Annotated in this window: 23 protein-coding genes; 6 read left to right on the forward strand and 17 right to left on the reverse strand. The window is 70.4% G+C overall.

Going from position 1 to position 20,150, the window contains the following annotated elements:
* Positions 1-16 precede the first annotated feature (16 nt).
* Positions 17-829 (forward strand): class I SAM-dependent methyltransferase, encoded by an 813-nt coding sequence (locus tag AB0383_RS26895; protein ID WP_366188833.1) that lies wholly within the window; start codon positions 17-19, stop codon positions 827-829.
* On the opposite strand, the gene AB0383_RS26900 is transcribed toward AB0383_RS26895, so the two are convergent.
* From AB0383_RS26900 to AB0383_RS26915, 4 genes are all read right to left on the reverse strand, one after another.
* Positions 813-2,333 carry an FAD-dependent monooxygenase gene (locus AB0383_RS26900; protein ID WP_366188834.1) on the reverse strand — a complete coding sequence of 507 codons (1,521 nt, stop codon included), beginning with the start codon at positions 2,331-2,333 and terminating at the stop codon, positions 813-815. The two genes, AB0383_RS26895 and AB0383_RS26900, sit on opposite strands and share 17 nt — an antisense overlap.
* A gap of 35 nt (positions 2,334-2,368) precedes the next feature.
* Entirely contained in the window at positions 2,369-2,980 is a 612-nt protein-coding gene (locus AB0383_RS26905; RefSeq protein WP_366188835.1) for a TetR family transcriptional regulator, read from the reverse strand.
* Positions 2,981-3,086: 106 nt separating this feature from the next.
* Positions 3,087-3,263 (reverse strand): CsbD family protein, encoded by a 177-nt coding sequence (locus tag AB0383_RS26910; RefSeq protein ID WP_364181293.1) that lies wholly within the window; start codon positions 3,261-3,263, stop codon positions 3,087-3,089.
* Positions 3,264-3,326: 63 nt separating this feature from the next.
* Complete coding sequence (locus AB0383_RS26915) at positions 3,327-3,887, reverse strand: NAD(P)H-dependent oxidoreductase (RefSeq protein ID WP_364181290.1); 561 nt, start codon at positions 3,885-3,887, stop codon at positions 3,327-3,329.
* A 168-nt stretch (positions 3,888-4,055) separates the two neighbouring features.
* Between AB0383_RS26915 and AB0383_RS26920 the strand changes: the two genes are divergently transcribed.
* The gene (locus AB0383_RS26920; RefSeq protein ID WP_366188836.1) at positions 4,056-5,558 is read left to right on the forward strand and encodes an amidohydrolase family protein; all 1,503 of its coding nucleotides are present in this window, start codon (positions 4,056-4,058) and stop codon (positions 5,556-5,558) included.
* A gap of 249 nt (positions 5,559-5,807) precedes the next feature.
* Here AB0383_RS26920 and AB0383_RS26925 read toward each other — a convergent pair whose 3' ends face one another.
* Positions 5,808-7,013: a crosslink repair DNA glycosylase YcaQ family protein gene (locus AB0383_RS26925; protein ID WP_366188837.1), complete on the reverse strand. Its 1,206-nt coding sequence runs from the start codon at positions 7,011-7,013 to the stop codon at positions 5,808-5,810.
* Positions 7,014-7,228: 215 nt separating this feature from the next.
* Between AB0383_RS26925 and AB0383_RS26930 the strand changes: the two genes are divergently transcribed.
* Positions 7,229-7,438 (forward strand): TOBE domain-containing protein, encoded by a 210-nt coding sequence (locus AB0383_RS26930; protein WP_364181281.1) that lies wholly within the window; start codon positions 7,229-7,231, stop codon positions 7,436-7,438.
* 58 nt (positions 7,439-7,496) lie between these two features.
* On the opposite strand, the gene AB0383_RS26935 is transcribed toward AB0383_RS26930, so the two are convergent.
* Entirely contained in the window at positions 7,497-7,775 is a 279-nt protein-coding gene (locus AB0383_RS26935; RefSeq protein ID WP_366188838.1) for a helix-turn-helix domain-containing protein, read from the reverse strand.
* Here AB0383_RS26935 and AB0383_RS26940 point away from each other — a divergent pair.
* Positions 7,759-8,271 (forward strand): hypothetical protein, encoded by a 513-nt coding sequence (locus tag AB0383_RS26940; RefSeq protein WP_366188839.1) that lies wholly within the window; start codon positions 7,759-7,761, stop codon positions 8,269-8,271. The two genes, AB0383_RS26935 and AB0383_RS26940, sit on opposite strands and share 17 nt — an antisense overlap.
* On the opposite strand, the gene AB0383_RS26945 is transcribed toward AB0383_RS26940, so the two are convergent.
* Genes AB0383_RS26945 through pdhA form a run of 3 tightly spaced genes read right to left on the reverse strand, consistent with a single transcriptional unit; the run spans position 8,222 to position 11,624 of the window.
* Positions 8,222-9,478 (reverse strand): dihydrolipoamide acetyltransferase family protein, encoded by a 1,257-nt coding sequence (locus AB0383_RS26945; RefSeq protein WP_366188840.1) that lies wholly within the window; start codon positions 9,476-9,478, stop codon positions 8,222-8,224. The two genes, AB0383_RS26940 and AB0383_RS26945, sit on opposite strands and share 50 nt — an antisense overlap.
* On the reverse strand, positions 9,478-10,524 hold the full coding sequence (locus AB0383_RS26950; RefSeq protein WP_366188841.1) for an alpha-ketoacid dehydrogenase subunit beta: 1,047 nt from the start codon (positions 10,522-10,524) through the stop codon (positions 9,478-9,480). Before AB0383_RS26950 ends, AB0383_RS26945 begins: the two co-directional genes overlap by 1 nt.
* Positions 10,521-11,624, reverse strand: coding sequence for a pyruvate dehydrogenase (acetyl-transferring) E1 component subunit alpha (pdhA, locus tag AB0383_RS26955; RefSeq protein WP_366188842.1), 1,104 nt, complete (start codon positions 11,622-11,624; stop codon positions 10,521-10,523). Before pdhA ends, AB0383_RS26950 begins: the two co-directional genes overlap by 4 nt.
* A 149-nt stretch (positions 11,625-11,773) precedes the next feature.
* Between pdhA and AB0383_RS26960 the strand changes: the two genes are divergently transcribed.
* Positions 11,774-12,226, forward strand: coding sequence for an Lrp/AsnC family transcriptional regulator (locus tag AB0383_RS26960; protein ID WP_255638377.1), 453 nt, complete (start codon positions 11,774-11,776; stop codon positions 12,224-12,226).
* Here the strand turns inward: AB0383_RS26960 and AB0383_RS26965 are convergent.
* Positions 12,223-13,050, reverse strand: a complete 828-nt coding sequence (locus tag AB0383_RS26965; RefSeq protein ID WP_366188843.1) for a helix-turn-helix transcriptional regulator — start codon at positions 13,048-13,050, stop codon at positions 12,223-12,225. The two genes, AB0383_RS26960 and AB0383_RS26965, sit on opposite strands and share 4 nt — an antisense overlap.
* 101 nt (positions 13,051-13,151) lie before the next feature.
* On the opposite strand from AB0383_RS26965, the gene AB0383_RS26970 reads away from it, so the two are divergent.
* Positions 13,152-14,192: an Atu2307/SP_0267 family LLM class monooxygenase gene (locus AB0383_RS26970; protein WP_366188844.1), complete on the forward strand. Its 1,041-nt coding sequence runs from the start codon at positions 13,152-13,154 to the stop codon at positions 14,190-14,192.
* 76 nt (positions 14,193-14,268) lie between these two features.
* On the opposite strand, the gene AB0383_RS26975 is transcribed toward AB0383_RS26970, so the two are convergent.
* The 7 genes from AB0383_RS26975 to AB0383_RS27005 form a co-directional block, all read right to left on the reverse strand.
* Positions 14,269-15,234, reverse strand: coding sequence for a PHB depolymerase family esterase (locus AB0383_RS26975; RefSeq protein WP_364181262.1), 966 nt, complete (start codon positions 15,232-15,234; stop codon positions 14,269-14,271).
* Positions 15,235-16,023 carry an amino acid ABC transporter ATP-binding protein gene (locus AB0383_RS26980; RefSeq protein ID WP_366188845.1) on the reverse strand — a complete coding sequence of 263 codons (789 nt, stop codon included), beginning with the start codon at positions 16,021-16,023 and terminating at the stop codon, positions 15,235-15,237.
* Complete coding sequence (locus AB0383_RS26985; protein ID WP_285973109.1) at positions 16,020-16,775, reverse strand: amino acid ABC transporter permease; 756 nt, start codon at positions 16,773-16,775, stop codon at positions 16,020-16,022. The genes AB0383_RS26980 and AB0383_RS26985 overlap by 4 nt, the downstream gene beginning before the upstream one ends.
* Positions 16,776-16,787: 12 nt before the next feature.
* Positions 16,788-17,645: a transporter substrate-binding domain-containing protein gene (locus AB0383_RS26990; protein WP_285973110.1), complete on the reverse strand. Its 858-nt coding sequence runs from the start codon at positions 17,643-17,645 to the stop codon at positions 16,788-16,790.
* On the reverse strand, positions 17,642-18,487 hold the full coding sequence (locus tag AB0383_RS26995; protein ID WP_366188846.1) for a creatininase family protein: 846 nt from the start codon (positions 18,485-18,487) through the stop codon (positions 17,642-17,644). Before AB0383_RS26995 ends, AB0383_RS26990 begins: the two co-directional genes overlap by 4 nt.
* Positions 18,484-19,170, reverse strand: coding sequence for an FCD domain-containing protein (locus AB0383_RS27000; protein ID WP_364181252.1), 687 nt, complete (start codon positions 19,168-19,170; stop codon positions 18,484-18,486). Before AB0383_RS27000 ends, AB0383_RS26995 begins: the two co-directional genes overlap by 4 nt.
* 122 nt (positions 19,171-19,292) lie before the next feature.
* Positions 19,293-20,120, reverse strand: a complete 828-nt coding sequence (locus AB0383_RS27005; protein ID WP_366188847.1) for a LysR family transcriptional regulator — start codon at positions 20,118-20,120, stop codon at positions 19,293-19,295.
* Between the last annotated feature and the right edge of the window lie 30 nt (positions 20,121-20,150).

The raw sequence follows: 20,150 nt of genomic DNA on the forward strand, positions 1-20,150 counted from the left end.
GCGCTAACGTCTCGCCATGACGTCCGCCGAGGAGTTCCTGCGCAGCTACCACGACGCCCGCCCGGACGCCGCGTCCGAGCTGGCCGGGCGCGGTCGTGTGACGGGCGACGGGCGGACCGTGTACGAGGTGTTCGCCGACCGCGTCACCACAGCCAAGGCCGTGCTCGACCTCGGCTGCGGTGACGGCGCGCTGCTCGCCGAACTCGGCAGCCGCGGGGTGCCGAAGCTGGCGGGCGTGGACCTTTCGCCCGGGCAGCTGGCGTCGGCCGGGCGCCGGCCCGAGCTGGCCGAAGCCGATCTGCGCCAAGGGCGGGCGCAGGAGCTGCCGTTCGAGGACGGCGAGTTCGATACGGTCGTGTCGTTGATGGCGTTGATGCTCATGGCCGACGTCGAGCAGGTCGTCGCCGAGGTCGCGCGCGTGCTGGCCCCGGGCGGCACGCTGGCGATCGGCGTCGGTGGTGGCGGGCGGGAGGCGATGGAGATCTTCCTCAAGGTCGCGCGACCGCTGTTCGCCGTGGTGCCGGAGGAACGCCGGGTGCCGGCGGCCGGCGACCCCCGGACCCGCACGCGCGAAGGTCTGGACGAGCTGCTCGGCCCTGCCGGCTTCGAACCCGTCGCGTGGGACCGGATGGTCGTCGACTTCGGCGGCACGCCCGACGAGGTCTGGCAGACCTGTCACGACAGCTACTACCAGATGGTCACCCTCGACGACACGCACCGGAAGGGCCTGCGCACCGCGTTCACCGTGGCCACGCGCAGCCTGGTGACGCCCGAGGGCCGGCTGGCCGCGTCGGCGTGTGTCGACGTGGCCGTCACGCGGTTGCGGTGACGGCGCCGAACCAGCGGACCAACGCTTTCCGCAGTCCGGCCACGTCCGGTTCGGGATCGGACGAGGCCCAAGCGACGTAGCCGTCCGGGCGAATCAGCAACGCGGTCGCTTCGATCGACCTGACGGGCAGGGACACCGTGTCGACGCGGTCCTGAAAATCGGTCACGGCGGGGGCGAGCGAGGCGTCCGCGGTGAGGTCGACCAGGACCGGCCGCGCCGCGAGGTACGCCTTGGCGAGGGCGTCGGAAGGCAGGTCCGGTGCCCAGCGGCCGACGAGCGGGTGCGGGTCGTCTCCGTAGCGGATGTCCGCGCCGGACAACAAATCCGCGAGGTGCTGGGTCACGTCCTGGTGGCCGAGGAGTTCCCCGAACAGCTCGCGCAGCGCCGTGACTTCCGGGCCCGGCGCGGTCAGCGCGCCTTGTGCCTGCGTGTGCATCACGACGCGGCGGCTGACCGGCCGGCGCTCGGCGTCGTAGGTGTCGAGCAGGCCGGCCGGTGCCCAGCCGCGGACCTCGGCGGCGAGTTTCCACGCCAGGTTCACCGCGTCCTGCAGCCCCAGGTTCAGGCCCGGCCCGCCGATCGCGGAGTGCACGTGGGCGGAGTCGCCGACCAGGAGCACGCGGCCGGCGCGGAACGTCGACGCCAGCCGCGTGTTGCCGCTGGACACCCGGCGCAGCTGGTGCGGCCCGGGGCCGGTCGGCGTGTCGAGCGGCAGATCGACGCCGAGGACTCGGCGGACGCTGGCGCGAAGCTCGTCGAGCGTCGGCGGTACTTCGTCGGGTGTTTTGGGACGGTCGCGTTCGGACGAAGCGATCAGCGGCGCCGCGTTCGGAAACGGGGCGAACACGAACAGGCCCGTCTCCGTGCGGAAGTGCCGGAAGGGCTGGACAACGCCGACGCCGTCGAGGCGCAGTCCGCGTGTCGCGGGGTCGCGCAGGGAGTCCGGCACGCTCGCGTGCCCGGTGTACGAAACAACGTTGTCTCTTGTGACACCGGGGAAATCGATGCCGGCGAGCTTGCGGACGGTGCTGCGTCCGCCGTCGGCGCCGACCAGAAATCTGGTGTCCATAGTGTACTCACCGGCGGGGCCGGCGACGGTGACGCGCACCGAGCCGTCCTGCTCGAAGCCGGTCACCGAGTGTCCGCGACGGATCTCCACGCCCAGCTCGATCGCCCGTTCCTCGAGTGCGCGTTCCAGCTCCCGCTGGGGTATCGGCAGGATGTAAACGGGATTGACCGGCAACCGGGCAAGGTCGAGGGGGAACGCGCCGAACATGTACTGCGGCGCGGGTGCCGGCTCGGCCTGGCCGGTGAGCCGATCGTAGAGGCCACGGCGGTGCAGCAGCCGCACGACCTGGCCGACGAGCCCATTGGCCCGCTGTTCCTCATCGCGTTCCGTGAGCCGTTCCAGGACGATCGGCCGGACGCCGGCCAGACTGAGTTCGCACGCCAGCATGAGCCCATTGGGCCCACCGCCGGCGATCACCACGTCGATCGCGGGCATGGTTTTCTCCTTGGCGGATCGGAACAGCTGGGAGATCAGGGAAGTGAGACGGTTACCGCGCCCAAAGCGGCGCGCAGCACCGAGCCGAAGGAAACGGGTGGTTCGGCTTGCAGCCAGTGGACCGTCGCCGCGCGGATCGCGCCGCCGGCGGCGGTGGCGACGAGCACGGGGTAGAGGTCGTGGTCGACGTCGGTGCCGGTTCGGTCGGCGATCGCCTGCGCGAGTGCGATCTCGGCCGCCACATTGGCCTTCTGGAACTCGCCCTGCAACGCGGGTTCGGCCACCATCAGCTGCACACCCTGCGTCCACAGTGGATCCGGGGTGCGCTCGGCGCGGTCGGCGCCGTCGGCCTCGAACCGGGCGAGCGCGGCTTCGGTGATGGCGGTCCACAGCGGTTCGTCGGCCGGCCGCGTGCGCAGCAGGTCGGCGATGCCCTGGACGCGGTCGTGGTGCCGGGCCGCGATGGCCTCGGCCTTGCTGGAGAAGTAGTTGTTCACGGTGCGCGGCGAAACGCCGGCCTCGGTGGCGATGTCCTCGATGGTCACGTGCGCCAGACCGCGTTCGACGGCGAGCCGGATCGCGGCCCAGGAGATCGCGGAGCGCGTCTCCTGGCGGCGCCGTTCGCGCAGGCTCGGTCGTTCGGTCATGCTCCCAAGCTATCGTAAGTTTGCGCATCACGCAAAGTCTGCGTGATGCGCAAGTACGGTGGGCGCAAGAAAACCCAGGGTCACGTGACCCTGGGTTTTCCCGAACTCAGTCCTTGACGCCCTTCACGGCGTCCTTGACCTTGTCGGCGGCCTGCTTCAAGTTGCTCTTACCCTGCTCCGACTTGCCTTCGGCTTGCCACTGCTCGTTACCGGTGGCGTCGCCGACGGCCTCCTTGGCTCGGCCCTTGAGCTCTTCCGCCTTGTTCTCGGCCTTGTCGTTCATCGTGTCGCCTCCCTTGTCGGCTGCTCACCGGCTACCCGGCTGCGGGGAGGTCAAACACGGGACTCAGGCGTTGCGAAGGGTGGCGAGCGCCTTGCTCCACGCCTCGACCTGGTCGAGCGTGGTGTTGAGGTAGCCGGTGTGCATCTCGGCCGGCTTGAACGTCGACATGTTCTCGAAGTCGGTGAACAGCGACAGCGCGACCTGGCTCGTCACGTGGGCGACCTGCAGGTTGCTCAGGACGAGGCGCAGCTGCTCCACCGCGCGGACGGCGCCGACGGAACCGTAACCGACGAAGCCGGCAGCCTTGTTGTTCCACTCGGCGGCCAGGAAGTCGATGGCGTTCTTCAGTGGGCCCGGGATGGCGTGGTTGTACTCCGCGGTCACGAAAACGTAGCCGTCGAACTCGGCGATCTTCTCGGCCCAGCGCTTGGTGTGTGCCTGCGCGTACTGGCCCATGGCCGGCGGCAGCGGCTCGTCGAGGTGCGGGAGCTCGTAGTCGAGGAGGTCGAGGAGCTCGTACTCGGCGGTGCCGCGCTGCTTCGCGATGTCGAGGGCCCACTTCGCCACGGCTTCGCCGTTGCGGCCCGGACGGGTGCTGCCGAGGATGATCGCAATCTTGGTCATGTCCGACTTTCCTGGTTCGAGGGGGCGGTCATCGGGTCAGTCGCACTGGTCAGGGCTTGATCCAGAGGTGTTTGATGACGCGTCCGCAATTTAGTCTCAGCTCTGCGGACGTGTCAACAAACCGGGGGTGAGGGTCATTCCCACGGCCGGGTGAATCAGCAGTACCTTGTGCGTGCCGTCGCCCACTCCCAGGAGCGAATCGTGACCACTTCACAGGACAGCTTTCCGCTCGTGATCAGCGGTGGACGCGTGCTCGACCCGGAGAGCGGCTTCGACGCGGTGGCTGACGTCGGGATCACCGGTGGCACCGTAAGTGTGGTGTCCGCAACACCGCTTCGCGGCGAGCAGACGATCGACGCGACCGGCCTCGTCGTCGCGCCGGGGTTCGTCGATCTGCACAGCCACGGCCAGGCGATTCCCGAGCAGCGGCTGCAGGCGCTCGACGGCGTCACCACGGCGCTGGAGCTGGAGGCCGGCATCACACCGGTCGGCGCGGCGTACGCGCGGGCCGCGGCCGAGGGCCGGCCGATCAACTACGGCTACTCGACGTCGTGGGCGCTGGCGCGCATGGCTGTGCTCGCGGGCGCGCCGCTCGACGGCCCGCCCGACACGGTGCTCACGCACCTGGGCGTGCCCGCGTGGCGCGCCGAGGCGTCGACGGCCGAGCACGCGCGGATCTTCGAGCACCTGTCCCGGGACCTGGCCGACGGCGCGCTGGGCATCGGCGTGCTCGCCGGTTACGCGCCGCACCTCGACCCGGCCGAGTTCGTCGCCGTGGCGGAGCTGGCCGCCGAGGCCGGGCGGCCCGCGTTCACGCACGCGCGCCCGCTCGTGGAAGCCGACCCGGACGTGCCCGTCGACGGCGCCGAGGAGATCGCGCGCGTCGCGGGGCAGACCGGCGTGCACCTGCACTACTGCCACGTGAACAGCACGTCGGGGCGCCAGGTCGACCGCGTGCTCGGGCTCGTGGAGCGCTGCCGGATGGAAGGCGCCGAGGTGACGACCGAGGCCTATCCCTACGGTGCCGGCTCGACGGCCATCGGCGCGGCCTTCCTGGCCCCGGAAGTCCTGGCGCGCCAAGGCATCCGGCCCGACTCGCTCGTGCTCGTCGGCACGGGGGAGCGCATCGCGGACGCCGCGCGCCTCGCCGAGGTCCGTGCGAGCACGCCGGGCGCGCTCGCGCTGCTGCACTTCCTCGACGAGGATGACCCGGCGCTGGAACGCGCCCTGCTCTTCGAAGGCACCGCCATCGCGAGCGACGCCATGCCGCTGACCTGGACAGGTGGGCGGCCGGACCCCCTGACGTGGCCGCTGCCGCCGGGCGCACTCGGCCATCCGCGTGGCGCGGGCACGTTCTCGCGCGCCATCCGCCGGCTCTACCGCGAAAGCGGAAAGCTGACGTTGTCCGAGGCGGTCGCGCGCTGCTCGCTGCTGCCGGCGCAGGTCCTGGACGAAGCCGTGCCCGCCCTGCGGCGCAAGGGCCGCCTGCGCGCCGGCAGCGACGCCGACGTGGTGGTCTTCGACCCCGCGAGGATCGCCGACCAGGCGTCCTATGTGGACGGAACGCGGCCCTCGGTGGGGATCGAGCACGTGTTCGTGAACGGCACCCCGGTGGTCCGCGCCGGCTCCATCGTGCCCGACGCGTTGCCGGGCAAGCCCGTGCGCGCCTGACTCAGGCGGCTTTGTTCCTGCGCAGCACCACCGTGGTGGCGATCGTGGCCGCCGCGAGCACGAGGAACACGATCGCGGCCCCCGTCCGGTCCAGCGTCAGGTTCGGCGAAGAAGCCGATCAGCAGCGCAACGGTGAGGGGTTGCCCACATGGCGGGTGGTCCTTTCTCTCGGTAATGCTTGTCAAAGCTAAGCTTTACCGTACGACGGACCGCGTGTTGTGCGCATGATCAAGTCGCGCAAGGAAAACGTCAATTCCTGATCAGCGCCGCCCGCCACGGTTCGGGTACGGCACCGGAATACTCGACGCGTTCGGTGCCGGTGAACGCCGCGAGTTCCGCGATCGCGCGCCGGACGGCGGTACCCGCGCGGGCCGGTGCGCCGGGTTCGGCGTAGACGCCTTCGAGTTCGAGCACCCCGCGGCGGCGATCCGCTCGCGGGGCGACGCGGCCGATCAGACGGTCGCCGTGGAGGATGGGCAGCACGTAGTAGCCGTAGCGGCGCTTGGCCTTCGGCACATACATCTCCGTGCGGAACTCGAAGTCCCACAACCGTTGCGCGCGGGCGCGGTCGCAGATGAGGTTGTCGAACGGCGAGAGCAACGTCGTGCGCGGCGTCCAGTCGCCGGCGATGATGGCTGTCAGCAGCGGCAGCCGGTCAGCGTGGACGTACCACGGCGTGGGGTCCTTCTCCAGAGTCACGGGCACCACGCGGCCGGCCTCGACGAGTGTCGCCAGCACCTCCGTCAGCCCGGGGTAGCGGTTGCGGACGAAATGCTGCTCGATGTCGGCTCGCCGCGCGACGCCGAGGGCGCGCAACGCGTGTTCCGCGGAGCGCGTGACGATCTCGGTCTCGGTCAGGGGTGCGCGATCGAGGCCGGCGGGCAGACAGCGGGAAGTCAAGTCCCACAGGCGTTTCCCGCCGGTTCGCGACGCGACCATGATCTCGCCGCGGAACCACAGGACGTCGAGCATGCGCTCGACGTTGCGCCCGGTCGTCCAGCCGCCCGAGACCCATCCGACGGCCGAGCGGTCCTCGAACGCGCCGGCCGGCAGGGGGCCGGAGTCACGGAGCCGGTCGAGGACGTGCTCGCGCAAGGCGCCGTTGCCGTGGAGGAACTCCGCGACCCGGCGCCCGTACGCCGACTTCCCGGCCGGGTAGCCGCGCATCAGCGCCTGGTGCAGCGGGTAGTCCTCGGTGAGCACGATCGACGCGGCGTGTGCCCAGTACTCGAACAGCCGGCGCTCGTCCCAGAGCAGGGTGTTGAGTTCCGCGGGGTCGTAGGTGCGCAACCGGCTGCGCAGCACCAGGTGGTGGCTGTGCGCGACCACGGTGATCGGGTCGAGTTGCAGGCACCGCAGCGTGTTCAGGACCTCGCCGACGCCGCGTGCTCCCGGTCCGTCGAGGTGCTGGCTGCTGATGGCCAGGCGGCGGGCGTCCCGGGTGCGCAGTTCCACGCCGGTAAACCTAGCGCGACACGCGAGCGGTGAAAATCACCGGGGATCGCGGGTGCTGCTCGGCAGAGGCGGTGGGCGTGCAAGTGCGGGGTCAAGGGGATGAGTGGTGCCGCAGGCCGGTTCGACGGGTGATCCGAGCGGCGGCGGAACCGGAGGAAAAGGGTTACCGTGGCGGCGTTGTCGCACTTCCACACACCGCACAAAGGACTGTCCACATGCGCCTGTCAACCCGCAACCAGCTCGTCGGCACCGTGTCGGCCGTGAAGTCCGGCGCGGTCATGACCGTGGTCACGGTCCAGCTCGACGGCGGCCAGTCCGTCACCGCCTCGATCACCAAGGACGCCACCGAGGAGCTGGAACTCGAGGTTGGCAAGCCGGTGACCGCGCTGGTGAAGCCGACCGAGGTCATGCTCGGCGTCGAGTGACCCTTCGGTAGCTGCCGGCCCGGGCCCGCTGACCAGCGGGTCGTTCGGCGGGCCCGGGCTACGCACGGCGTTCCGCGGTGAGCACGTGGCGATCGAGAACGAGGCCGGCGAGGTCGTGGAGGAGCGCGACAACACCCGCGCGTCCTTCGCCGGCCACACGCCGGAGTCGCAATGGGACCGGCTTCAGACGGCGTGGGTCCGGCTCCATCGCGATCTGCCCGGCCCGCGCCAGCGCGGCCAGGTGCCGGCTGGTCGCCGACGCCGTCAGCCCCAGCTCGGCGGCGATCGCGTTCGGCCGCACGGGTTGGCGCGCCGCGACGGTGCCCAGCACGCGCATCCGGGTCAGGTCGAGGTGCCGCGAGATCCGGCGGTGGCCGTACTTCGCGGGCTACGCGATGTGGACCTACCTGACCACGCCGTTCACGCTCACGCGCCCCGGCTTCCGCGCCGAGGAGCTCGAGCCGTGGCAGGAGGACGGCGAGACGTGGCGCCGCCTGCGCGTGGAGTTTCCCGACGACCTCACCACGCACAACAAGGTGCAGACGTTCTACTTCGACGCCGACGGCCTCATCCGCCGCCACGACTACGACGCCGAAGTGGTCGCCGGCGGCCTCGCGGCGCACTACTCGTCGGCGCACTGCGCGGTCGACGGCATCGTGGTCCCGACCAAGCGTCGCGTCCACCCGGTCGGCGAGGACGGCAAGCCGGTCCTGGAGCCGTTGCTGGTGTCGATCGACCTCAGTGAGATCGAGTTCGGTGAGATCACGTTCGCCTGGGGAACGGCTACAGGCCGCGCAGGAGCCGCAGCGGTGATTCCACGCAGTCCGCGATGAACCGCAGGAACCCGCCCGCCGTGCCGCCGTCGCAGACGCGGTGGTCGAACGCCAGCGTCAGCTCGGTGATCTTGCGCGGCACGACCTGGCCGTCGACGATCCACGGACGGTCGATGATGCGGCCGATCCCGAGGATCGCGACCTCGGGGTGGTTGATGATGGCGGCGGAACCGTCGACGCCGAACACGCCGTAGTTGTTGATGGTGAACGTGCCGCCCGTGAGCTCGGCGGGGGCGAGCGAGCCGGAGCGGGCGCGCTCGGTGCGTTCGGCGAGAGCGCCGGAGAGCTGTTCCACGGACAGGGCGTGCGCACCGGGCACGACGGGGACCACGAGGCCGCGGTCGGTCTGCGCGGCGAACCCGAGGTGCACGGCCGAGGGGATCACGATCTCGTCGCCGTCGAGGTGCGCGTTGAGCTCGGGGAAACGCCGAAGGCCTTCGACGGTGAACTTGGCCAGCAACGCGAGCAGGCTGATCTTCGGGGCGGTGGCGTCGGCGTTGAGAGCGGCGCGGATTTCGAGCAGGGCCGTCGCGTCGACGTCGACCCACACCGTGGCCTCGGGGATCTCGCGGCGCGAGCGGGTGAGCTTGTCGGCGACGGTCTTGCGGACGCCGCGCAACGGGATCCGGCGTTCATCAGCGGCGGCAGGAACAACAGGCTCGACGGTCCCCGCGATCGCTCGCTCGACGTCGGCCCGGCTGATGATCCCGTCGGTACCCGAACCGGCGAGCGCGTGAATGTCCACACCGGACTGTTTGGCGAGCTGCCGCACCAGCGGTGACACCACGCGCACGCGCTCGTTCACCGGCCGCGGCGCGGACACCACGGCAGCCTCGGGACGCCGCGTGCCGCGCGCACGACGGGTTCGCCGCGCCTGAGCCGTGCCGGTGCCGTACCCGATCAGGACATTGCCACTGCCCTCCGTGGAAGTACTTCCCGTAGGCGTCACCACTCCAGGCTCGAGAAACGCCGGCGCCTCCTCCACCGTGATCAGCGGACTGCCGACGGTCAGCACGTCGCCCGCCGCGCCGTGCAGCGTCGCGACGCGGCCCGCGAAGGGCACCGGCACCTCGACACTCGCCTTGGCCGTCTCGACCTCCACCACCGTCTGGTCGACGGTCACGGTGTCGCCCACCGTCACGTGCCACGCGACGATCTCGGCCTCCGTCAGGCCCTCGCCCAGGTCGGGCAGCTTGAAGACGGCCATCACGCACCTCCGCCCGCGAGCGGGGCCGCGTCGTCCCACTGCAGCCGCTCGATCGCGTCGAGCATTCGGTCGACGTTCGGCAGGTGGTGCTTCTCCAGGTTCGGGGCGGGATACGGGATGTCGAACCCGCCGACGCGCAGCACGGGCGCCTCCAGATGGTGGAAGCACGTCTCCGACAGCTGGGCCGCGACCTCGGCGCCATAGCCGCAGAAGCGGCTCGCCTCGTGCACCACGACCGCACGCCCGGTGCGCCGGACCGAAGCGGCAACCGTCTCGAGGTCGAACGGCGCGAGGCTGCGCAGGTCGATCACCTCGGCGCTATAGCCCTCTTCCTCGGCCGCCGCGGCGGCTTCGAGCGTGGTGCCGAGGGCGCCACCGTAGGAGATCAGCGTGACGTCGGTGCCCGGGCGCCGGACGACCGCGCGGTCCAGAGTGGACGATCGGTGGTCCAGCCGCACCCTCTCCTTCTCCCAGTAGCGCCGCTTGGGCTCCAGGAAGATCACCGGGTCCGGGCTGTCGATCGCCTGGCGCAGCAGCGCGTAGGCGTCGGCGGGTGAAGCCGGCGTGACGACGCGCAGGCCGGCCGTGTGCGTGTAGTAGACCTCGGAGGAGTCGCAGTGGTGCTCGACGCCGCCGATGCCACCGCCGTAGGGGATCCGGATCACGATGGGCAGCTCGACGGCGCCGCGTGTGCGGTTGCGCAGCTTGGCGAGGTGGCTGGTGATCTGCTCGAACGCGGGGTAGGCGAACGCGTCGAACTGCATCTCCACCACGGGCCGCAGGCCGTTCATCGCCATGCCGATGGCCGTGCCGACGATGCCCGACTCGGCGAGCGGGGTGTCGAACACACGCGCCTCGCCGAAGCGGGCGGCGAGCCCGTCGGTGACGCGGAAGACGCCACCGAGTGTGCCGACGTCCTCCCCGAACACGAGCACGCGCTCGTCCTCGGCCAGCGCGTCGGCGAGAGCGCGGTTGAGTGCGCCCGCCATGGTGACGGTGTCCGGCTCGACGTCAGCGTCCGAAGTGGACTCGCACGTCACGGTCATTCTTCGGCTCCGAAGGAGAGTTCGGCGGTGAGGTCTTCGGCCTGACGGCGCAGCGCGGCCGTGGGCTCGGCGTACACGTGGCGGAACAGGTCCGCCGGGTCGAGCACGGTGTCCACGTTCATGCGCTCGCGCAGCGACGCGGCTTCGGCCTCGGCGCGCGCGGCGATCTCTTCGCGCGCCGAGTCGTCGAGCAGGCCGCGGTCGGTGAGGTAACGCTCGAGCCGGGCGATCGGGTCGCGGGTGAGCCAGGTCTCGACCTCGGCGCGGTCGCGGTAGCGGGAGGCGTCGTCGGCGTTGGTGTGCGATTCGATGCGGTAGGTGAGGGCCTCGATCAACGTCGGCCCACCACCCGCAGCGGCGCGCGCGACGGCCTGCTCCACCACGGCGTGCACGGCGGCCGCGTCGTTGCCGTCCACCAGCACCGACGGCATGCCGTAGCCCACGCCCTTGTGCGCGAGCGACGGCGCCGCGGTCTGCTTCGAGAGCGGGACGCTGATGGCGTAACCGTTGTTCTGCACCAGGAACACCACCGGCGACTGCCACACGGCCGCGAAGTTCAGCGCCTCGTGGGTGTCGCCTTCGCTGGTGGCGCCGTCGCCGAGCAGCACGAGCGCGACGGTGTCTTCGCCCTTGGTCTTGGCGGCGTGCGCGAACCCGACAGCGTGCAGCGTGTTCGTGGCCAGCGGCGTGCACTGGGGCGCGACGTTGGCGCTGTACGGGTCGTAGCCGCAGTGCCAGTCGCCGCGCAGCAGCGTGAGGACCTCGACCGGGTCGACGCCGCGCGCGACGACCGCCATCGAGTCGCGGTAGGTCGGGAAGAGCCAGTCCTGCGGACGCAGCGCGAGGATCGAGCCGATCTCGCCGGCCTCCTGGCCGCGCGCGGACGGGTACACGGCGAGGCGGCCCTGCTTGGTGAGGGCGGTGGCCTGCGCGTCGAAGCGGCGGCCCGACACCATCGCACGGTGCAGGCGCAGCAGCACGTCGTCGGCAGGCATCTCCAGGGCGGCGTCGGCGACGGGCGCGCCGTCGGCGGTGATGAGGCCCAGGGGCTCGTCGCTCGGGAGGAAGAACGACGCGGCGGTGCGTTCCGTGGTGGTCACCGGCAGCTCCGATCGACGGGGACAGGGGAAGACGTCTAACGCCGATCTTCGCTCCGTGCCGATCAGGGTTCCAGGTATCGACGGCAAGTGTGGAACAATGGCTCATCCGACCGAGAAGAGCCGGATAATTGGCTTCGGGAGGTGCGGGGATGTCCGAGCCGGGTGGACGAATGGCGGCGGCCCTGGACGAGGTCGACCTGAAACTCATCGCCGAGCTGAAGGCCGACGGGCGCGCGTCGATGCGCGCGCTGGCCGAGCGCGTGCACATTTCGCGAGCGGGCTGTTACACGCGGGTGGAGAGGCTGCACCGCGAAGGGGTGATCACCGGGTACGCCGCCGTGACCGATCCGCGCCGGATGGGGCAGGGGCTCGCGGCGTACGTCTACCTCAAGGTCACGCAGAACTCGTGGCGCACCGTGAGCGCGGCGCTCAAGAGCATCCCCGAGATCGAGCACGGCGGGCTCGTCTCGGGGGACAACGACCTCATCCTGTTCGTGCGCACGAGCGACGCCGACAGCCTGCGCGACCTGGTCTTCGAACGGCTTCAGGCGATGAAGGACGTGCTCTCGACGCACACGGTCCTGGTCTTCGACGAACTCTAGGACACCAGCGAGTCGAGCAGCTTCAGGCGCTCGGCCGACGGCGAACCGGGTTCGGCGCCGGAGAAAATGATGCGCTGACCGGAGTCGTCGGGCATCCGCAGGCTCTCCTCGTTGAGGGTGAGCCGCCCGACGAGCGGGTGGTCGTACTCGCGCACCGAGTGCAGGCACTCCGCCACGGGGTGCGACGCCCAGATCCGCGCGAACTCGGGGCTCTGGATGCTCAGCTCGCCGATCAGCTCGGCCATCTTCGGGTCGTCGGTCTGCTCGCCGGTGGTCATCCGCAGGTAAGAGGCCGCGTTGTGGGCCTGGCGCTCCCAATCGACGACGAGATCGCGCATGGCGGGCTCGAGGAACATGTGCTTGGTCAGGTTGGGCCGCGCGTCGCGGTCGATGCCGAGCAACGCGAAACCGAGCCGGTTGCCGCCCAGCAGGTCGGTCCGCCGGCCGACGATGATCGCCGCCTGGTCGATGTTGCTCTCGACCAGCGCGAGAACCGAGTCACGCACCATTTCCGGACCGGCCTCCCGCCGCATCACCTGGGCGGGCCAGGCCAGGCGCAGCAGGTGCATCCGCTCGCTGTCGTCGAGGCGCAGCGCGTTGGCGATGGCCTCCATCACCGAGTCGGACATCTGGTGGCTCTCACCCTGCTCGATGCGGGTGTAGTAGTTCACGCTCACGCCGGCGAGCTGCGCGACCTCTTCCCGCCGCAGCCCGGGGACGCGGCGCGGGGTGCCGTAGGTCGGAACCCCGGTGTCCGCGGGCGTCAGCGCCGCCCTGCGGGCGCGCAAGAAGTCCCCGAGCTCGGTGTTGCGCTGCTCGCTCATGCCGTTGATTCTCCTCCGGTGGCGCGTCCGCTGCCGTCCCCTCGCGTGGGTACCCAGCGCGTGGCGAGGTGCGGTTGCCGCGCTGGTTACAACATCGGGGCATGACGAAGTATTCGGTCACCCTCGGACTCGACACGTTCGGGGACGTGCTTTCCGACGACGGCGGCACGCCCGTCAGCCACGCCGAGACCATCCGCGGCCTGGTCGAGCACGGCGTGCTCGCCGACCACGTGGGCCTCGACTTCTTCGGCATCGGCGAGCACCACACGGTGGACATGCCGCTTTCGGCGCCCGACGTGGTGCTGGCGGCCGTGGCGGCGCGCACGTCGCGCATCCGGCTGGGCTCTGCCGTCACGGTGCTGAGCTCCGACGACCCGGTGCGCGTCTTCCAGCGCTACTCGACGCTCGACGCGCTCTCGCACGGGCGGGCGGAGGTGATCCTGGGGCGCGGGTCGAGCACCGAGTCGTTCCCGCTGTTCGGCTACGACCTGGGCGACTACGACGAGCTGTTCGACGAGAAGGTGGACCTGTTCTCCCGCCTGCTGGAGGAGAAGCCCGTGACGTGGTCCGGCCGGCTGCGGCCCTCGTTGAGCGGGCAGGAAGTGGTGCCGCACACGGAGACGGGTCCGATCCCCGCGTGGATCGGCGTCGGTGGCAGCCCTGAGTCCGTGCTGCGGACGGCGAAGTACGGGATGTCGCTGATGCTCGCGATCATCGGCGGCCCGGCCGCGCGGTTCAAGCCGTTCGCGGACCTGTTCCGCGACGTGCGCCGGCGCCTGGACAAACCGCAGAAGGCGATCGGGCTGCACATGCCCGGCCACATCGCCGACAGCGACGAGGACGCGCTGGAGGAGCTGTACCCGCACTACGTCGACGTGCTCACCCGCGTCGCGCGCGAGCGGGGGTTCCGGCCGCCGTCGCGGGAGCAGTTCCTGGAGGAGGTCTCCGAACGTGGTGCTTGGCACGTCGGCTCGCCGGAGACGGTAGCGCGCAAGATCGCCGCGTCGCTCAAGACGGTGGGGGCCACGCGGTTCGACCTCAAGTACGGGCTGGCCGGCCTGCCGCGCGGCTCGGTGCTGCGCAACATCGAGCTTTACGGCACGCGCGTGGCGCCGATGGTGCAGGAGCTGATGGAGGAGTAAGCCTTCGCTGGGGTGGCGGCCTGGCCACCACCCCAGCGAGCCGGCGTCGCGCGTCGGCGGAGCCGACGCAGACAACTCAGAACAGACCGGAACCCAGTGTGTGGGCGTTGAAGAAGCTCCAGATCACGTCCTGGGCCTTCACCGTCTGCGTCGCCGAGCCCGGGCCGCTGTCCACGAGTTCGCCGGGCCAGGTGTGGCCGGCACCGAGGATGCGGTAGTGGGTGACCGACGCGTTCACTGCGCAGTTCTGCCAGGAGAACTGGATCACGTCGGAGCCGATCGGGGTCTCGACGGGTGTCGCGGCGCAGTGGTTGTGGTTGGCCCAGTTCTGGGCCCAGTCCATGAGGTAGGGGATGGGCTCGCTGTGGCTGGTGCCGCCGTTGTACTCGATCGTCGGGTCGGCCGTGCCGTGGAAGTCGACGATCGGGGCGGGCACGCTCGACGAGCAGCCCACCGTGGTGCCGGGGTAGAACGCACCGGCGATCGTGGCGAAGGCGGCGATGCGCATCGGCAGCCGGCAGGCCAGCAGCGACACGAAACCGGCGCCGTTGGACTTGCCGGTGGCGAAGATGCGCAGCGGGTCCACGCAGAGCGTCGCCTGCAGGTGGTCGAGCAGGTCGCCGACGAAGCGGACGTCGTCGACGCCTTCCGCGGCGTACGGGGCGCTCTGCCAGGCGCGCTGGTCGTCGAGACCCTTGGCGCCCACCGGGTAGACGGCGATGGTGTCGAGGCCGTCGATGCCGGAGAACTCTTCGATGTCGCTGCCGTCGCCCTTGCGGCCGTGGAACGCCATGACCACGGGCTTCGGGTGGCCGGGCTGGTAGTTCGCGGGCAGGTGGATCAGGTAGTCGCGGGAAAGCCCGCCGGAGGTGATCGTCTGCGTGACCGTCTGCCCGAGCGGCAGGGAGGTCGAGTGCGCGGTGCAGCCCGTCGAAACCCTGGGGTAGTTGCGCACGGACGGGGTCGCGGACGCGGTCTGCGGCACGACCGCCGTGGCGGTCAGCGCAAGCGCGGCGACGGCGGCGAGCTTGGCGAATCTCATTCAGAGCACCTCGTCGAGGAAGGACCGGAGCCGGTCACTGCGGGGGGACTCGAAGAACTCGGTGGGGTGGGCGGCTTCCACGAGCCGTCCTTGGTCGAGGAACACGACCTGCTCGGCGACTTCACGGGCGAAGCGCATCTCGTGCGTCACCACGATCATCGTCATGCCGCGGGAAGCCAGGTCGCGCATCACGGCGAGCACGCCTTTCACGAGCTCGGGGTCGAGTGCGGACGTCGCTTCGTCGAACAACATCACCTCGGGGTTCATCGCCAGCGACCGCGCGATGGCCACGCGCTGCTGCTGGCCGCCCGAGAGCTGGGAGGGCCGGCGGTTCTCGTACGCCGCGAGCCCGACCGCCGCGAGGTTCGCCCGCGCGGTCTCCACAGCTTCGTCGCGAGACACGCCGAGCACCTGCTGCTGGGCGAGCGTCACGTTGTCGAGCACCGTGTGGTGCGGGAACAGGTGGAAGTTCTGGAACACCATGCCGACGCGGGTGCGGATGCGGTCGACGTCCGCGCCCTTGTCGGTGATGGCCTCCTCCCCGATGAAGATGCGCCCGGCCGTCGGGATCTCCAGCAGGTTGGTGCAGCGCAGCAGCGTCGACTTGCCGGAGCCCGACGGGCCGATGATGCACGTGGTGGTGCCGCCCGGGGCTTCGAGCACGATGTCGTGCAGCACCGGGGTGTTGCCGAAGGTCTTGTCGATGTGCTCGTAGCGCACGGTGGTACCCGGGTTTTCACGGGATCCGGTGGTCACGGCGTCGGCCGCCGTGGTGCTCGCCTGTGTCATACCAGTGCCTCCTCGGTACGCACGGCCGCCGGCGCGGTCGCCGCGGCGGGCCGGCCTTCGCGCATCCGCTTGTCCCACTTGTTCACCACGTAGGTGAGCGGCACGGTGATCGCGAGGTAGAACAGGCCCGCGGCGACCAGCGGCGAAAGCGAAGCGTTGTTGGTGGACGTGTCCTGGGCGATCGCGAACATCTCCCGCTGCCCGGCGGCGAGGCCGAGCAGGTAGACCAGCGCCGTGCTCTTGATGACCAGGATGAACTGGCCGGTGAGCGCCGGCAGCACGCGGCGGAAACCGATCGGGATCACGATGAGCCGCATGGTTTTCGTGTGCGACATCCCGAGGCTGCGCGACGCTTCGACGATGCCCTTGTCGACGCTCTGGAAGCCCGAGCGGAAGATCTCCGCCATGTAAGCGCCTTCCATGAGCCCGATCGCGAGCGCCGCGTAGCCGTAGGTCCAGTTGCCGAACATCGTGAGCCCGGCCAGCGGCAGACCCTGGCCGATGAGGTAGATGCTCAGGATGTGGGGCAGGCCGCGCAGGATGTCGACGTACCAGCGGCACGGCAGGCGCAGCACCCGGAAGCGCGACATCAGGCCGCTGGCGAGGAAGATGCCGACCACGAGGCCGATCGCGCTCGCGAGCACGGTGAGGAACAGTGTGTTCAGCAGCCCCTCCTTCAGCAGCGTGGGGAGCGTGCTGCCGATGAGGTCGAGGTCGAAGAACGTGTCCCAGATTTGTTTCAGACCGTCCATGGCGCTGTCCTTTCAGGACCCGTCGGCGGCGGTGACGCCGGGGCGCTGCTGCATGCCGGGGTAGGCCTTGAGCATGTCCGACGGGATCGCGACGCCCTTGGGGTTCCACTTGTCGAACAGCTTCGTGTACGTGCCGTCGGCGATCACGGCCTTGAGCGCGTCGTCGAGCGCTTTCTTCAGCTCGGGCTTGTCCTTGGCCACGGGGAACGCGGTCATGCCGCTGGTGATCGCCGGCGAGGCCTGGTAGTCCGGGTGCTTCTCCAGGAGGTCGTTCGTGGTCGCGACGCCGGTGAACAGCCCGTCGACCTGGCCGGCCGTGAGCGCGTTGGAGCTGGCCGCGATGTTCGGGAACTCCTTGACCGTCACGGTCGGCACGCGCTTCTTCACGAGCGGGATCAGCTCGCTGCCGCGGGTGATCGCGATGGTCTTGCCGCCTGAGGCGTCCACAGTGGCCAGTGGCGCGCTCTTGCGGGAGATCAGCTGCGCCTGCCCGTAGTTCACCGCGGTGGTGAAGTCGGTGACCTCCTGGCGCGGCGGCGTGACGAGCGTGCCGAACGCGGCGGAGTCGTACTTGTGGTTGCGGATGTTGGGCAGCATGCTCGCGAAGTCGGTCGCCGTGTAGTCGGCGGTCAAGTTCATCTTCTGCGCCATCGCCTGAGTGAGCTCGATGAGGAAGCCGGCGGGCTTGCCGCCGTCGATGAACGACGTCGGCTTGTCGTCGGAGCGGAAGGCGAAGTGGACCTTGCCGGGCGTGGCGGTGCCGAGCGGGTTGGCGGCCTGGTCGTCGCTGCCACCGCAGGCGGTCAGCGTGAGGCCGGCCGCGAGCACGAGGGTGGCCACTCCGAGACGGCGTCGGGTCGGGGCGGTCATGGCGTCTCCTGGGGAAAGCTGGTGAGGGTGGGGGCGGACTGGCGTTCCGGCAGGTCGAGGAACTCCTGCAGGAAGCCGCTGATGCGCTCGACGGTGGCTTCCACCAGCCGAGCACCGATCTCGACGGACGACTTGGTGGCGTCGCCGAGCGTGCCGGTCTTGCTCAGGTCGTGATAGGACTGTGGAAAGTGGATCCCCGGCCGCGAGCGGCTGAGCTTGCCCGCCTGGTCGAGGTCGTCGAAGGTGGAGCTGCCGGGGGTGAGCCGCTCGGGGAGCACGAGGTCCGGGTCGGCGAACATCGCCTGCGAGGTCTCGATTTCGCTGGAGTGGCCGCCGATCCGGCTTTCGGACAGCTTCGACACGAGGTCCGAGACCACGGGTGTGATCCCGCTCCACGCGATGTGCAGGTCGGGCAGGTCGGTGCGCAGCCGCGTGACGGCGACCTCGACCGTGGCGTTGTTGCCGCCGTGGCCGGTGAGCACGTAGACCTTGCGCCAGCCGTGGCGGTGCAGGCTGGTGACGAGTTCCACGATCACCTGCTGCAGCGTGATCGGCGACAGCGTGAGCGTGCCGGGGAAGGCCATGTGGTGCTCGGAGACCCCGACGGGGATCACCGGCGTCACCACGACCTTCGGCGAAAGGTGTTGCGCCACAAGGTCTGCGACGACTTCGGCCCGGGTGGTGTCGGTACGCTGCGCGAGCCCGTGGCCGTGCTGCTCGGTGGCTCCGAGCGGCACGATCGCCACGGGGGCGTGCGGGCGCAGGTCGTCGATCTCGGGCCAGGTGAGGTCGGCGAGGCGGTGTGAACGTGGTGCGATCGGCATGGTGTCTTTCCCGGTCATTCGGCCCGCCCGAGCTGGCGGGCCACTTCGGTGCGGAGTTGTTCGAGGTGGTGGCGGGTGTGTTCCTCCGCGGCGGCCGCGTCGCCGGAGCGCACGGCGTCGAAGATGGCGAGGTGCTCCTCGTAGTCGCGCCGGCGGTCCTCGATGAGGGCGCGCAGGGCTTTCTGCTCCCGGCCACGCGCGGCGAGCAGTGAATCGACGACCTCGAAGAGCACCTGGTTGCCCGAACCGCCGGCGAGCTCGCGGTGGAAGTTCAGGTGCGGCCGGTGGTCGGTCTTGTCGCGCTTGGCCGTGTCGAGCGCGAGCTCCAGGCGCTGCAGGCTTTCCTCGCTGCGGTTGAGGGCGGTCAGCGCCGCGATGCCGGGCTCGATCGTGAGCCTGGCGTCGACGAGCTGGAGGATCAGCTCGTCCTTCATCGGCGCGGAGTTCGGGTTCGGCATGAGCGTGCGGTGGATGCCGTCGCCCACGTAGATGCCCGAGCCGTGGCGCATGCGCACCGCGTCGGTGGTCTGCAGCCGGCGCAGCGCTTCCCGGATCGTCGGCGTGGTCACGGAGAACCGCTCGGCCAGCACGCGCACGGTGGGCAGGCTGTCGCCCGGCGCCAGTCGCTCGTCGGCGATCAGCTCCAGCAGCCCGTCCACGAGCTGTTCGGACAGCCCGTGTTTCGGGTGCGCTTCGGTCATCGGTGACTCCGTTCTGCGAGTGAATTGACTAAATCACTTGCTCAATTTGAAGTCAAGGATTTCGCGACGAACGTGCATAAGCGCAGGTCCGGAGGATGTGGGGTGATCTTCGGCGGTGCGGGCTACGCGGTGCCAGCGGTGGCGAGGCGGCGCGCGGCGACGTCTTTCGCGGTGCGCTCGAAGGCCTTCAGATCCGGCGTCGGTGTGCCCGCGGCGCGGCCCAGAACCAGCGTGGTGCCGGCCTGCCCGACGACCGGAACGGCCACCACGGCGTCGCCGATCCGGCTCGCGGCGCTCTCGCCGACGACCACCACGAGCTGGCCGAGCGCGACGCGGTCGACGATCTCGTCGAGTGACACCGGCGGGCACGTCGCGCGGTAGGCGTCGACCCGGCGCAGCTCCTCGATGGGGACGGCCGCGCGTGTCGCGAGCGGGTGGGACACGGGCAGGAGCGCGACCGGCGACTCGACGGCCAGCTCCGTGGTCGTGAGCCCGGTGGCGTCGGCGGACGCGCAGAGCAGGGCGACGTCGGCGGCTCCTTCGCGCAGCGCCTGGGTCTGGTCGGTGGTGAACAGCAGCTCGACCGGCGCGGCGGCGGGGCGGTGCGCGTAGGCCTCGAGCAGGTCGGACAGCAGCCCCGCGCCGGTGCCGGAGCGGACGGCGACCACGAGCCGCGCCGGTCGGGCCGCGCGCTGGGCTCGCCGCACCGCGGTGTCCACGGCGGCCAGCGCCGCGCGGCTTTCGGCGAGGAAGACGTTGCCGGCTTCGGTGAGGGAGACGCGGCGGCTCGTGCGGTCGAACAGCCGCACGCCGATGCGCCGCTCGAGGCGGGCGATCGCGCGTGACAGCGGCGGCGCCGCGATGCCGAGCCGCTCGGCGGCGCGGGCGAAGTGCAGCTCCTCGGCCACCGCGACGAAGTAGGCCAGCTCGCGCGTCTCCAGGCGATCCATACCTCCAGGGTAATGATCGTCGCCCGGACC

The sequence above is a fragment of the Amycolatopsis sp. NPDC051373 genome, assembly GCF_040689465.1.
Classification (GTDB): domain Bacteria; phylum Actinomycetota; class Actinomycetes; order Mycobacteriales; family Pseudonocardiaceae; genus Amycolatopsis.